Raw genomic sequence first — 13,245 nt, forward strand, 5'->3', positions numbered from 1 at the left:
TCCGCGCCCAGCCCCGCCAGACGCGCCCCCGTCCGCCATGGCTAACGCACCGGCTCCTTCGGCTGCGCGCCGTCCTTGCCGAGCGGCACGAAGAGATCGCCGTTTCGCACGCCTGAGTGAACACCGTCATGAATGAAGAACAGCGACCGTCCGAGAGGAGCGATTTGCGCCTTTGGAGCGACAGATTGGCTTTCGAACGCCTCGATGTCGGCCGCCGAAACTCCGGCCGCCTTGAGTTGGTCGAGGTACTCGACGGTCTCTTCTGGCAGCGGTTTGCCACGCTTCAAATGCTCGTCGTAGCGCTCGGGACCGGCATTGTAGGCGCCAAACAGGCCAGGAAATCCGAAGCGGTCATACATGGCACTGAGATAGGCCGTGCCGGCCAGGATATTGTCGCGCGGATCGTGGGGGTTAGGCCCAAGGCCGTGTTCGACCCGCATCTCTTCATAGGTGCCGGGCATCACCTGCATGAGGCCCATGGCGCCAGCGGGGGAGGTGATGGGGCGGCCGCCGCGCATTGTCTTGCCGCCGCTTTCGGCAGCCATGACGGCATAGATCCAGGCTTGGGGAATATGGAAGCGCCGGCTTGCTTCCGATACCAACGTCTGCCACTTTCGCAGCTGCGGACTTTGGGAGATGGCGACCGGCTCAGCGCCGGTCGAGGCGGAACAGGCGCATGGCGCAATGGCGATCATGCCCAACAAGAGGAGGGTCACTCGGTCCATAGTGGTACGAGCCTCCCGATGACATTTTGAGTGGGAACAGGCCCGAAATAGCGGCTGTCGAAGGAGCGGTTTTTGTCGCTGCCGAGCAGGAAAACCTCGTTATCCCCGAGCGCTCGGCAGCCGTTCCACCATGGCAAAGGTCGGCCTTCGGCGTCGATTTTGAGCCGGCGCGCGACGATGTCGCCGCCGATGATGATGGCGTCATTGAAGGCGCAGACATTATCGTCCGGCAGCGCTGCAAGACGTTTTGCCAGCGGCACATTGCGAGGCAGATAGCTGCGCTCGGCGGCGAGATACGCCGCGTATTCAGGCGGGCGCACGAGCACGAGATCGCCACGCGCCAGCGCTCCCGCAGCGATGCGGTAAAGGCCGATCGGCGCGCTGGCCGAGGCGTTCCAGACCAGCCAAGGGGCGGGCTTTCCCAGCGCCGTGAAGCCCAAAAGACCGAGACCGGCCGCGGCCAAGGCGACCGTCTTACGGGCTCGAACACGCCTCAGGCGGCTGCCGATCAGATGGATGGAAGGGCGCCGCCTCATGAACGGCCTCCCGTGCCGCCCTGGCCGGAACCGGCCTTGCCATCGCCGGCGATGGAGTGCTGCGGGTGTCCTTTCGACCAATGGTCGAGTTCGTCGATGTGATAGCGGACATAGCGGCCGTGCTTGCGGAATTTCGGGCCGCCGCCCTTGAGCCGCATCTTTTCGAGCGTGCGCTGGGAGAGCCCGATATAGAAGGCGGCTTGGGCTGTGCTGAGAAACGGGCTGCCCTTTTTCGCGCGGGCCGCGCGTTCGTTTTCGTCGTCCATGATGATCCTCGTTTCGCTTCGGACAAGCGAGGGCGAGGATGGGCGAGGGAGATCGTCTCGGGGACGGGCGAAGAGTCGGGGGAGAGTTTTCGCCGCCCTTTAGGGCGGACGGGGTTTGGGTGGAACTCCTGGGAATGAGCCCCGCGCCGGGGCTGCGGCGCGAGGCTCTTATCTCGGCCGGTCAGTCGGCCGGGTTCCAGATGATGGCGTAGGTGTCGTGATCGTCCTGGCCGGCGGCTCGGCCGAGATTGGCGTAGAGCTTGCGCGGTCCGAACTCCGGCGCTGCAATCGACAGGCTCACATAATCCTTGCCGGAAGTCTCGCCGGTGCGGATCCAGCCAGCGCCGACTTCGACCCCTTGCGTAAGCACCCGGAAGTCGGGATGGTTATCGGCGCTCTTGGCCTGGTTGGGGACGATATCGATGTCGGCGCGGACGCTGAGCGTCTTGAACTGGCCCTTGTAGGCGCCGTTTTCCTGCTTGTTGACGTAACCGATCGCGGTCATTTCGAAGTCTCCTTTTGTGGTTTCGCCGGGGACCATCCCCTGCGATGGCGCACCGTAATGGGCGCGTCAGGACCGCCTGAATCCGACAGGGCCGCAGCGACAGTGAAGGACCCGAGCGGGCAGCTTTTTTGTGAGCGAAGCGGCGCGAGGAAGCCGCCGCAGGCGGCGGGGAAAAAAGCTGATGGCGCGAGGGTTTCGGGCGGCCGGACCCGCCCATAGGTCGACAAGCCAGCCGCAGGGATGGTCCTTGGAGAGAGCATGGAGACCGCTCGCCAAGTGCGGTCTGTCAGCCAAGCAGGACGCCGGGATGAAACGGCCTGCAAAGATGCTGCGCCCTTATGCCGGATCGAGATCGTGCCAGCGGGTCGGGCGCCAGAGCAGACATCCGGCATGGTGCGATCTATGAAAGCAGGGCTCGCCAGCGGGAATTTGATACGCGAGGGGGCCAAAGTAAGGCTGGATGAGAAGCCGGTGCTACCTGCAGGTCCAGTGTCATGTGGCGGCGCTCGGGAAACCGCTACGCAATGTAACGCGCTCTTATGAGGCGAACAGACCGGCCCCAAAACCGATCGACCGGTGGTCGGCGCGAAACGCGTCATGCCTGTCCGAAAGCTGACAGTGGCAGAAGACGCATGTCGGGTTCCGCACAATTGACCATGCTGGATTTGTGAGGTTTTCAGGGAGAGCCATGCGTTCACTTCCCAGTGAGCTTTGGCACGGCATTTGCTCTTGATGTGGCAACACGGATCGAAGGTTGACTGCATGCACAAGCGCGAGATGAGCAATGCTCTCCTTTCCTGGAGGCTTGGCAGCAGATTCGATTTGACGTTGCGAGGAGCTTCAGCCGCTCGCGGCGGAAGTGATCTCAAATCTGAAGGCACCGTTGGGGCCGCAGCCATCAAACACATCTTTCTCTTTTTCGCAGCTCGTCTTCAACGCGATGCGGACTTCTTCGCGTCGACGGCGGCCGAAGGTGGAGAAGGGGCTCGACTTGCAAAAAGGAGTTGTCAATGACGTCTTACGTTCGCACCAACAGCCCGGCGCAGGTGCGCTCACTGTCCACCTTTGGCAAGCATCTGCAAAGGAGCGTGCTGACGGCGACGCTGCTTGCCGCGGCTTCGACGGGAAGTGAAGCGCAGCCCTATGTTCGTGCTGACGGCAGCACGACTGACGACTTGGAAGCGGCGCGAGCAAGTTGGCGTCATGACGCCGAATTCAATGGAAATGTGGGGCTCGCAGCCATCAACGCGGATGCCGCGTATGCGTTGGGTTCCACCGGGGAGGGGGCCAGAGCTCCTCGCCTGCCCTCGTCCGTCTTGACGAGTGCCCGCTTACAGCCTACCTCACTATCGCGTTAGCACTCGTCCATCGCGAGTGCTAACAAAAACCCCTCAACAGCGCACCAGGGAAAAATCCGAAAATGGCAAAGTCGAAGTTCCGCCCGCTGCATGACCGCGTGGTCGTTCGCCGGGTCGAATCCGAATCCAAGACCGCTGGCGGGATCATCATCCCCGACACGGCAAAGGAAAAGCCGCAGGAAGGCGAGATCATCGCTGTCGGCTTCGGCGCTCGTGACGAAGCTGGCAAGCTGGTCCCGCTGGACGTCAAGGCCGGCGACCGCATCCTGTTCAGCAAGTGGTCGGGCACGGAAGTCAAGCTCAATGGCGAAGACCTTCTGATCATGAAGGAATCCGACATCATGGGCATCATCGGCTCATATCAGGCCCTTTCGTCAACTGAATTCCCGGGCTCGATTGAAGCCCCTGCCAGGAGCTAAAAATGGCTGCCAAAGACGTAAAATTCTCCCGCGATGCCCGCGAGCGCATGCTGCGCGGTGTCAACATCCTCGCTGACGCGGTGAAGGTCACGCTCGGCCCCAAGGGCCGCAACGTGGTCATCGACAAGTCGTTCGGCGCCCCGCGCATCACCAAGGACGGCGTCACCGTCGCCAAGGAAATCGAGCTTGAGGACAAGTTCGAAAACATGGGCGCGCAGATGGTCCGCGAAGTTGCTTCGAAGACCAACGACATCGCTGGCGACGGCACCACGACCGCGACCGTTCTGGCGCAGTCGATCGTCCAGGAAGGCCACAAGGCCGTTGCCGCCGGCATGAACCCGATGGACCTGAAGCGCGGCATCGACCTCGCGGTAACCGACGTCGTTGCGACCCTGATCAAGAACGCCAAGAAGATCAAGACCTCCGAAGAGGTTGCCCAGGTCGGCACCATCGCCGGCAACGGCGATGCTTCGGTCGGCAAGATGATCGCCGAAGCGATGCAGAAGGTCGGCAACGAAGGCGTCATCACGGTTGAGGAAGCCAAGACCGCCGAGACCGAACTCGAAGTCGTCGAAGGCATGCAGTTCGACCGCGGCTACCTCTCGCCCTACTTCGTCACCAACGCCGACAAGATGGTTGCCGAGCTCGAGGACGTCTACATCCTCCTGCACGAGAAGAAGCTGTCCAACCTCCAGGCCATGCTGCCGGTTCTCGAAGCCGTCGTGCAGACCTCGAAGCCGCTGCTCATCATCTCGGAAGACGTCGAAGGCGAGGCTCTGGCCACGCTGGTCGTCAACAAGCTGCGTGGCGGCCTGAAGATCGCCGCCGTCAAGGCGCCGGGCTTCGGTGATCGCCGCAAGGCCATGCTGGAAGACATCGCCATCCTCACCGGTGGCCAGGTCATCTCGGAAGACCTCGGCATCAAGCTCGAGAACGTCGGCCTCAACATGCTCGGCCGCGCCAAGAAGGTGTCGATCTCCAAGGAGAACACCACCATCGTCGACGGCGCCGGCAAGAAGGCCGAGATCCAGGGCCGCGTTGCCCAGATCAAGCAGCAGATCGAAGAGACCACTTCGGACTACGACAAGGAGAAGCTGCAGGAACGTCTGGCGAAGCTCGCCGGCGGCGTTGCGGTGATCCGCGTCGGCGGTGCGACGGAAGTCGAAGTCAAGGAAAAGAAGGACCGCGTCGATGACGCCCTCAACGCGACCCGCGCGGCCGTCGAAGAAGGCATCGTTGCTGGTGGTGGCGTCGCGCTGCTGCGCGCTTCGGCCAACATCAAGGCCACCGGCGTCAATGCCGACCAGGCCGCCGGCATCAACATCGTGCGTCGTGCGCTTCAGGCTCCGGCCCGCCAGATCGCGGCCAACGCCGGTGCGGAAGCATCGATCGTTGCCGGCAAGATCCTTGAGAACAAGGGCGCGACCTTCGGCTACAACGCCCAGACCGGCGAGTATGGCGACATGATCGCCATGGGTATCGTCGATCCGGTCAAGGTTGTCCGTACGGCTCTTCAGGACGCGGCCTCGGTCGCCGGCCTGCTGGTCACCACCGAAGCCATGATCGCGGAGGCTCCGAAGAAGGAGTCGGCTGGCGGCGGCATGCCTGGCGGCATGGGCGGCGGCGGCATGGGCGGCATGGGCGGCATGGATTTCTAATCCAGCTCTGGCAGCTTTCGCAACGAGAGGGCGGCATCAATGCCGCCCTCTTTTTTTGCGAACCTCGGTCCGATGAACGATCGACGCCAACGCCGGCCATCGGCGTTAGGGCAACCTCAAAAGAACTGTCGAGTTGGTTGCGCGCGGCTTTGCGTCATCAGAGGCGCAAGGCGGTCGCGTGTGAGGATTGCGCGCTCCCATAGGCGGTTTCGGCATGTGCCTCGCCTTCGACATCGACATTGCGGCCAAGCAGGAAATCGGCGGCTTTCGAGGCATGGCTTGCGGCGCGGAAGATGGCGCGGTTGTCCTCGCGCAAAACCGTCAGCCATGAGCCGATGTAGTCGGCATGGCGCACGCTCGGCTCGATGCCGAGACTGCTGCAGATGAAGGCTGATGCGATTTCGGCGACCAGTTCCTCGCGCGCATAGGTGTTGGACCCGAAGGAGCCGGACAGGTCGCGCGCGAGTCGCCTCGGGTGGCCGGTCCAGTGTCCAAGCTCGTGAAAGCAGGTCCGGTAATAGTCGATCTGGTGGAAGAAAGCCGGCTGCGGCGGCACCTGTATGGTGTCGCTGCCGGGCATGTAGAAGGCGCGCTCGCCGCCGATGCGAAAATCAGCGCCGGTTGCATGAATGAGCGCCTCGGCCTGCGGGACCATCTCGCGCTCAGGCAGAGGCTCGCCGGCGGCGTAAAGATGTTCGGGCAGATTATCGCACTGCGCGACATCGAAGACGGTGAAGCGCTTCAGGAAGGGCACCGCCTGCGGTTCGTCGCCATCGGTGTCGGCGCGTTGCTTTTCGTTCTTGGGAACAAAGCGGTCAGCGTGAACGATGGTGGTGCCGTGCTCGCCCTTCCTGACATTGCCGCCAAGCGAAAGCGCCTGCCGGAAGGTGAGCCAGTTCTGGCTGGGGAAACCGCGCTCGATGACCGCGCCCCACAGGATCAGGATATTGATGCCGGAATATCGGCGCTGGGTGGCCGCATTCCGCGGCAGGCCGAGGCCTGTCCTTGCCCTGCCCCACGGCTTGACCCATGGCACGGTGCCGCGCTCCAGTTCGGCAATGATGCGGTCGGTGATTTCCTGATAAAGGCTGGCGCCGGTGCGCCCGCCACTGTCTGCGCCAGCCTGTCGGCTGCCGCAACGTTTGTTGTTTGCACGCATCGTGATGTCCTCCGCTCTACAATCGCGCGCCCTCCCCGGAAGCGGGGTGGGCGGCAAAAGCGACCGGAAAGGCCCGCCGTCGGAGGCGGACTGCATCAGCAGGACCGGAACGGAGTGGAGGACCCGAAAGCGACAAGCGAAGGGTTGCGGGACGCCGCGGCGGGCCTAGAAGGGAGTGCTGCCCACCCTGCGCCAGGGGGAAGGCCACAATAGAAAGACGCCGGCCGACAGGCCGGCGACCGTCAGCAGCCGAAGGCTGCCCCGCGCCAGGGGGCGATGCCGCAGGGCCAAGACCGCCTGAGCTTGCCGAAGAAAAGCGGGCTCGGTTCACGAGCACCCGGCCAGCGACTTCAGGCGCGGGCGCTCAGGATTGTTGTTGGCGCCCACGGCAGCTGGATGACCGCAACAAGATTACGAGGAGCGACAGCAAAGCCAGCTGCCACAAACGGCACGCTCCGGCAACAACAGCGTGGCCGGTCTACAGATGCTGCCCCGCACGAGAGCCAGCACGCTTTGAGCGCGCATCGGCGATGCAAGCGTTGCAAGCTGGCCATGTCCACAAGGTCGGCGACCACTATATCGCCGACCACCAACGCGGGCGTACCGTCTAAGTGCAGACCTTTCGCGAGTGCGCGGACCGCGCATTTCATCTGCGATGGCCGGATCTTGCATTCCCGCTTGAGCTGCTCAACGTCAAGGCCTACACGCGCTGCGATCTTGAGAGTGACCCTTCAACTGGGGGAAATCATAAGGGCGCGGTGGAATTCGTCGAACTTTCCCTGTTTTCTCGAGGCGAGTGCGGCGAAGGCTGGGAATTGGGAATCCGGTCCCAGGACCGGGAACTGTTTGATCACAAGCTTCAGATTGGGTTCATGCTTGAAGGCTTTTTGGTAGTTGATATCAGCCAGTCTGCAATGCGGACAGTTGTGGTAGTCATTGAATATGACCAGAACGGCATCGCCTTGCGGGTTGCCGGCGATTGGCGAAGGAGATCGTTGTCGAATGCGCCGCTCCACTTTTGCCTGTCGGTCGACCACGCCTGCCGGTGCAGGTTCGCGCTATATTGGCTCGCCAGCAAGGCGAGGAGTAAAAGAAGAGCTGCGACAGTGATGGCAGTCGGCTTAGACATGAGTCTCCAATCCATGGACGGCGTGGCAGCAACGGCCGCCTTTTTGGTGTAAAATGGGTCAGTTTTGATCGTGCCCCGCAGTTGCTACAGGCGCACAGGTGCCGGTGCGATCTGGCGGTTTCTCAAATACGGCTTTGCGCCATCGGGTCCACCCCAATAGCTGAGCGTCGTTCGCACGGGGAATTGTGTTCACCACGCCGGGCGACTTGACCGTCCACCGCCGGAGCGCTGAACGGTCCGCTAGTGAGGCGCTCCCCGAATCGTCGTTTATCCCGCTCGCCCCGGACCGGGTGACAGCCAGCGTTGCCGCTACGCTGCGGAGAAAAACCGTCAGCGCGTGGCATTCGGACATAAGCTGATCGACGCCAAGAATAAGCCCCACGGAGGTGACCGGTGCGGCCGGAACAAGAAAGAGCGTTGCAGCCATTGTGACGAGGCCTGCACCGGTAATGCGGGTTGTTCCGTTCGAAGGGAACAATGCGACAAACAGCATGAGGATCCGGCAGCCGATCGGGAGATCAGTTTTCGTCGCTTGGGCGATGAAAAGGGCGGCGAGCATCATATTCGTGCCGTCCAGATTGAATGGAATGAGACCCACGACCGAATGCGTGGCGCCGGCCCTTTCCATCTTCTCCATGAGCGAGGCCAGCGCGGCCTCTGAGGAGGACATTGCGAGCAGCAGCTCGTCCTTGATGTATCGGACGAGAGAGAAGAGCGAGCGGCCGTTGTAGCGGCAGACCGCGCCGAACAGGACCGAGAGGAACAAGACTTGCAGGATGTCGCCTTCCGCGAAGGCATTGGCAATCGTTGACGGGATGATGTTCATCAGGAAGCTGGTCACGGACTGCTCGTGAGCCGTGGCCACATAGCCCTTAACGGCTTGGACATCGAGCGAGGCCGGATCGATGTTGAGGCCGGCGCCAGGCTGAACGATATTCGCGACAATCAGCCCGACAACAAAAGCGAGCGTCGAAAAGGTGAGAAAATAGACCATCGCCTTGGCGGCAACTCGGCCGACCTTCTGCAGATCGCTCATGCCGGCAATGCCGGTCGCCATTGTCAGGAAGATGACAGGTACGGTGATTATCTTGACGACATCGACGAAGGCATCGCCGAGCGGCTTCAGGCTGTGGCCGGTCTCCAAATGGAAATAGCCGATTGCGGCACCCAGGATTATGGCGGCAAGTACCTGCACGTAGGTCCGGGCAAAATGGCGCTTGCGGGGCGCTGCGATCGCGCGGGGAACTCTTGGAACCAACACCGTCTCTCTCCTTGACCGGATCGGGGTGGGGCTCCTCCCTCTCCCATGCAGTGCTCCGGTCGAACGCTGCGCCCACTTCGGCGCAAACGATGTGCCAAATAGCAAAGAGGGGAAAACGCGCAGGACCTCACGCAATGCTTGCGATTCGCTCTCCCACACTCGTGCAGTGGTTGCCTGTCGCAACTATGGAAGGGTCGATTCTTGGGAACTCCAAAGGCCGCTCTTTGCGTCGAGCAGCTTGGCTGCCTGGAAGGTTCCCTCTTTGCCTTGCGGTCTGCGAGCTGAGTCCAGATCGTCATCATTTGGCTGCGCGCCGCACGGGGCTCGAAAGATTCAATCGAGGACGGGTCCTCTTGGAAAACGGGGGCAGCGTTGGTCAAGCCCTTCCACCCTGCTGTCCCAATGGTGTTCAGAAGCTCAGTTCACGATCAAGCGATGGATCAGCGTCATCTGGCGTTTGCGCCATCGCGGCGGCGTTGCAACGGGTCTGCCAAAGATGAGAAGGCCGCGAGGCAGGGTCCGAGACCTAGACTCCAACCTCATAGCGCGCTCGGCTCGCGTTCGGAAGGTTCGAACCGCAGCACGATCAGGTGGCGACACCGTTGGTCGGAACCGGAACCCGACGAATGATCGTTCGTGACCGACATCTGTGAACAAGCAGTATGTGTCATTGCAATCACCACCCGTTGCGCGGAAATGCCCATATGGCCGTGAATGAACTGGATTTGGTGATTTTCCAGATGGCGGTGGAAAGCGTCCGCTTGCTCTCTTCAAGCTTTGATGAGAAGGCGGCTGAGATAGCCACGAGGAGCCGTGGTAGCCTTCTTTTTGACGTGCGGGTGGACGGTGACCTGGAGGTCCAGCGAGTCGCAGCCATTGGATATCCAGGCGACAAGATCGGTGTGGTGGCATTGGACCGAGAGGGCCTTGTTAGCTGTTGTTGCCTAGTCAATGGCACCTTCTCACCTTTCATTGCACCGTTGGAGAACTGGACCAGCATGCCCCTTTCGATGCAGGCCCAGATCGATGTCACAGGCTATGCGAGGCTCCTTCTGGCCGCCTTGCGAAATGCTGGACATATGCTGGACAGGTAGCATCGCGATGATGTCTGTGATGAGATGGTGCAAACGGCTGGATGAGGCGATCGCTTGCTGGCAGCTTTGGCAACAAAGCGATCGGTGAGTTCGCAATGCTGGAACACGTCCTTTAGACTCTGCAGTTAAGTTAGCGGACTACCATCTGACGAATGCCCTCTGACAGTCTGCATGGCGCGGCATGCCCTCTTAGGAATGCAGCCGTGGTTCTACACCATCGGCTGTTTTTGTGTCGAAGGCGACGGGCACGCCATGAACGAAGGAAGCGGCCGCCAACAGTTCCTCCAACTCGCGGTCGGTGGCCTTGCATGCCGGCATTAGTGTTCGGATGGCGCGGATCGCCTGCGCCATGGAGAGAAAGCGGACCCTTCCCCTGGAAAGGACATAGGCTTCTGCGGCTTTTTCGACGGTGACGGTGTGAAACGAATTGGTCATGACGAATTCCTCCCTGAACCCTGACCAACCCGACTTATGGCACGAATTCGACCGCCTTCAAGCCTATGTCCGATTGCGGACAATAGCTGCGATTCGTTCAAAACCGCTGATGCTTTTGGGCGACCTGGTGAGGGGCAAGGAGACGTCGGCTGAACCCGTTTCAACCGACATGCTTCAGGCAGCGGCCAGGCCGAAATAACGCTGCTCCTCCTTGTCATAAGCGCCATGTGTGAGCTTTATCAATCCGGCACGGTCGATGATCGTGATCTCGCCGCGCTTGGCGTGCACCAGTCCTCGATACTCAAGCATTTGCAGGGCCGTGGTGACCCCGGGCGGTGGGCGCGAGCATGGTCGCCAGAAATTCATGCGTCGGGAGGATCTTATCTCCTTCCGCACGGTCGTGGACCATCAGCTGCCAGCGGGCCAGCCGTTCTTCGATCTTGGAGTGGCCATTGACCAGTGCCGTCCGGCATGATTGGACGAGGAACGCGTGGGCATAATCCAGCACTGAGGTGCGAAGCGACGGGCTAATCGCAGGGCGAAGGTTTTCAACCGGCAGGCGCCAGGTAGTGCTTTCCTTTCCGAGAATGACGGCAATTCCTTTCATCCCGTCATAGCCGACAATGCCGACTTCACCTTGCCGCCCGCCGGTCATGGTGGCGACCACCGACGCGATGCCCCTCTCGGGAAAATATACGTTCTTGATCGGCTGATGCGCGACCTCCAACTGGTCCTTGATGCCCGGTTCGACGTGATGCAGCGATGGTCGCAAAAGCGCGAAGTCCTGCGGGGTGAGGGCTTCAGCACCTGGTCGCGAAAGAGGGATCGGGCAAGGCTCTCTTCCAACGGGGCAAGAGCGCGTACGTCTTACTGTCGGCTGCACCGAAGTAAATGCCGGCCGATGCCAAAGCATAGGCTTCGAAACGCGCGATTGCAAAGCCCTGTCGGGGCAGTGCAGTCATGCTAGAAGTCGCGCCGCCTACGATAGGCAGCGGATGACATGATTCCCTTCTGCGGCGGCCACCAAGAACGGCTCGGGCACGCTTTAATCGTTCATACACAAGCTCGCAGGAATGTAAGCAGCGGAACAATCGGGTGATTCGTACCGCCCTGCCCTTTCAGAGATCAAGTCATTGGACGTCAATTCGGCTGGAACGCCTCGTCGAACGGCCCAGGAAAATGCAGCCGGATGAGCAATGGTGGTTCACCTTATGTGCGGTCCCGGATATGCGGTCCGGCGGCTCATCTCCCAATAGCTTGTCGATGGGGAAGTGGAACTCGTCATGTCGCCGCGAACCGTCACCGCGCTAGCGGGGCTCTTTTGAAGACGCCGGTGTTTTTCTTTGTGGAACTGAATCTGTGAGGTGGATTGATGCATGAATCAAACATTTGCGTATTTCCGCTGCATCGGCGACGTATATTGGTCGAAAGTATCGCCCAGGCCCTCGAGACCAAGAACGGCGAGGCGGCGAGTGCGTTCTGGCGCTGTGCTGCCAAGAAAATGCTCATTCAATTGTCCGATGTAGGAATTGCGCCAGAGCTCGCTGCGCAGGAGGTTGGAAGCCTTCTTCATGCGGTCTTGGACGACATGGCCAACCGAACGGTAATGCACAAAGCATAGGCTCGGGCGCTGTTGGACCGCGCGTCAGCTCGGGTCCTTATCAGGGGACTGCTCCGACTGGCCGACGGTCCGGCCAAACCGGCATACCGGCAAAGGTTTGAGGTTGCGATCGCTCACGGCGGCCGGTCCAATATTCTAAGACGACCTCAGAAGCCACGTTGGCTTCTTTGGACGAAGCGGAGGGGCGCCATTTTGGCGTGCTCACGCTGGACTGCGGGTTGCGCCTACGGAAATCCAAAGTCCGGCCGCGCGAGCCAATCGACCGGAACAGTCGAAAGCTCGTGGGGGCGGGTCCGCTCACCCTCACGGCGGCGGTGGCGGCCGTGAGCAGACTTAACTCAAGTCACGGCTGAGCATCCGCAGGCGCTATGCCGATTGGATGAGAACTGGTTGCCACAACACCGGCCCGTTGAGGCGTCCCCTCCAGCGGATGCGCAAGAGACTGGCGTAGGAAATATCGAGGAAGCCGGCGACTGCCTCGGTGTTGCCGACCTGCTTGGGCTGTCCGATACGTGACAACGGCCAGGTGGCGAGACGAAGGATCCTTTCGATGCGCGTATCTGTCACCGTTACGATCCCGGAGAGATTGTTGGCCAAGCCGAATTCGATGATCCCCGCGAAGAGCTCGTAGGTTGCTTGGGCCAGGCCGCCAGCTGCCTTCGGCGCTGTCGCAGGGAGATCGAGCGCGAAACGACTACTCTCCCAGATATCGGCACTCGCAGGGACCACCATCTCATCCAGCAGCGTCGGAAACGTATCGCGCAACATTGTCGGTCCGGTGGTCGGCAAAAGGCGGACGCAGCCGCAAGTTCGCCAATCGGACCCCTTGAGAAGCAGGTAGACGGGGTTCAGGCTGTCAAACGGGTCCGTTTCCATTTCGCCTTCGGTCTGCACTTCCCAATCGAGCCGCTTCTTGAAAACCCGATACCTAAGTCCGTGCATTTCCTTGAGTTCGCTCGCAAACTCGGCGTAGCAGTCGGGTGTTATCAGCTGCATCATTGTCGTCTCCGTGCGGGATGTGTCCACGCAATCGAAGGGCAAAGCCGTCATGAATGCAGCCTGTAGACCTTTACAGCTAG

15 protein-coding genes and 1 pseudogene are annotated in these 13,245 nt (G+C 61.1%); 6 read left to right on the plus strand and 10 right to left on the minus strand.

Going from position 1 to position 13,245, the window contains the following annotated elements; translation table 11 throughout:
* Positions 1 to 41 precede the first annotated feature (41 nt).
* From EN851_RS16150 to EN851_RS16165, 4 genes are all read right to left on the minus strand, one after another.
* Complete coding sequence (locus tag EN851_RS16150; protein WP_024505647.1) at positions 42 to 725, minus strand: lytic transglycosylase domain-containing protein; 684 nt, start codon at positions 723 to 725, stop codon at positions 42 to 44.
* Positions 713 to 1,261: a S26 family signal peptidase gene (locus tag EN851_RS16155; protein WP_024505646.1), complete on the minus strand. Its 549-nt coding sequence runs from the start codon at positions 1,259 to 1,261 to the stop codon at positions 713 to 715. Before EN851_RS16155 ends, EN851_RS16150 begins: the two co-directional genes overlap by 13 nt.
* Complete coding sequence (locus EN851_RS16160) at positions 1,258 to 1,527, minus strand: helix-turn-helix domain-containing protein (RefSeq protein WP_024505645.1); 270 nt, start codon at positions 1,525 to 1,527, stop codon at positions 1,258 to 1,260. Before EN851_RS16160 ends, EN851_RS16155 begins: the two co-directional genes overlap by 4 nt.
* 181 nt (positions 1,528 to 1,708) lie before the next feature.
* Positions 1,709 to 2,032 (minus strand): DUF736 domain-containing protein, encoded by a 324-nt coding sequence (locus EN851_RS16165; RefSeq protein WP_024505644.1) that lies wholly within the window; start codon positions 2,030 to 2,032, stop codon positions 1,709 to 1,711.
* A 1,010-nt stretch (positions 2,033 to 3,042) separates the two neighbouring features.
* Between EN851_RS16165 and EN851_RS16170 the strand changes: the two genes are divergently transcribed.
* The 3 genes and pseudogenes from EN851_RS16170 (at position 3,043) to groL (ending at position 5,467) form a co-directional block, all read left to right on the plus strand.
* Positions 3,043 to 3,390, plus strand: coding sequence for a hypothetical protein (locus EN851_RS16170; RefSeq protein ID WP_063169239.1), 348 nt, complete (start codon positions 3,043 to 3,045; stop codon positions 3,388 to 3,390).
* Positions 3,391 to 3,452: 62 nt separating this feature from the next.
* Positions 3,453 to 3,746: pseudogene (gene groES / locus EN851_RS16175) on the plus strand (co-chaperone GroES); the annotation flags it as partial.
* A gap of 65 nt (positions 3,747 to 3,811) precedes the next feature.
* A complete protein-coding gene (gene groL, locus EN851_RS16180; RefSeq protein ID WP_126057772.1) occupies positions 3,812 to 5,467 on the plus strand; it encodes a chaperonin GroEL in 1,656 nt (551 codons plus the stop codon).
* A gap of 157 nt (positions 5,468 to 5,624) precedes the next feature.
* Here the strand turns inward: groL and EN851_RS16185 are convergent, their stop codons facing one another.
* Positions 5,625 to 6,626: a zincin-like metallopeptidase domain-containing protein gene (locus EN851_RS16185; RefSeq protein WP_126059319.1), complete on the minus strand. Its 1,002-nt coding sequence runs from the start codon at positions 6,624 to 6,626 to the stop codon at positions 5,625 to 5,627.
* Positions 6,627 to 7,237: 611 nt separating this feature from the next.
* Between EN851_RS16185 and EN851_RS37100 the strand changes: the two genes are divergently transcribed.
* Positions 7,238 to 7,807: a hypothetical protein gene (locus EN851_RS37100; RefSeq protein ID WP_245454735.1), complete on the plus strand. Its 570-nt coding sequence runs from the start codon at positions 7,238 to 7,240 to the stop codon at positions 7,805 to 7,807.
* A gap of 6 nt (positions 7,808 to 7,813) precedes the next feature.
* On the opposite strand, the gene EN851_RS16195 is transcribed toward EN851_RS37100, so the two are convergent.
* Positions 7,814 to 9,013: a cation:dicarboxylase symporter family transporter gene (locus EN851_RS16195; RefSeq protein ID WP_306462679.1), complete on the minus strand. Its 1,200-nt coding sequence runs from the start codon at positions 9,011 to 9,013 to the stop codon at positions 7,814 to 7,816.
* 707 nt (positions 9,014 to 9,720) lie between these two features.
* Between EN851_RS16195 and EN851_RS16200 the strand changes: the two genes are divergently transcribed.
* The gene (locus EN851_RS16200) at positions 9,721 to 10,110 is read left to right on the plus strand and encodes a hypothetical protein (RefSeq protein ID WP_024505560.1); all 390 of its coding nucleotides are present in this window, start codon (positions 9,721 to 9,723) and stop codon (positions 10,108 to 10,110) included.
* A gap of 189 nt (positions 10,111 to 10,299) precedes the next feature.
* Here EN851_RS16200 and EN851_RS16205 read toward each other — a convergent pair whose 3' ends face one another.
* The 3 genes from EN851_RS16205 to EN851_RS16210 all read right to left on the minus strand — a co-directional run bounded on the left by EN851_RS16205 (position 10,300) and on the right by EN851_RS16210 (position 11,317).
* Positions 10,300 to 10,545 (minus strand): hypothetical protein, encoded by a 246-nt coding sequence (locus tag EN851_RS16205; RefSeq protein WP_063169243.1) that lies wholly within the window; start codon positions 10,543 to 10,545, stop codon positions 10,300 to 10,302.
* Between the two features lie 174 nt (positions 10,546 to 10,719).
* Positions 10,720 to 10,854 carry a hypothetical protein gene (locus EN851_RS37680; protein WP_256754986.1) on the minus strand — a complete coding sequence of 45 codons (135 nt, stop codon included), beginning with the start codon at positions 10,852 to 10,854 and terminating at the stop codon, positions 10,720 to 10,722.
* The gene (locus tag EN851_RS16210; RefSeq protein ID WP_245454734.1) at positions 10,847 to 11,317 is read right to left on the minus strand and encodes a hypothetical protein; all 471 of its coding nucleotides are present in this window, start codon (positions 11,315 to 11,317) and stop codon (positions 10,847 to 10,849) included. Before EN851_RS16210 ends, EN851_RS37680 begins: the two co-directional genes overlap by 8 nt.
* Positions 11,318 to 11,917: 600 nt before the next feature.
* Between EN851_RS16210 and EN851_RS37105 the strand changes: the two genes are divergently transcribed.
* On the plus strand, positions 11,918 to 12,166 hold the full coding sequence (locus tag EN851_RS37105; protein ID WP_063169245.1) for a DUF6074 family protein: 249 nt from the start codon (positions 11,918 to 11,920) through the stop codon (positions 12,164 to 12,166).
* 366 nt (positions 12,167 to 12,532) lie between these two features.
* Here EN851_RS37105 and EN851_RS16220 read toward each other — a convergent pair whose 3' ends face one another.
* Positions 12,533 to 13,165, minus strand: a complete 633-nt coding sequence (locus tag EN851_RS16220) for an acyl-homoserine-lactone synthase (RefSeq protein ID WP_126057769.1) — start codon at positions 13,163 to 13,165, stop codon at positions 12,533 to 12,535.
* Positions 13,166 to 13,245: the final 80 nt, after the last annotated feature.

Origin of the sequence: Mesorhizobium sp. M8A.F.Ca.ET.208.01.1.1, assembly GCF_004791315.1 — a bacterium.
GTDB lineage: Bacteria > Pseudomonadota > Alphaproteobacteria > Rhizobiales > Rhizobiaceae > Mesorhizobium.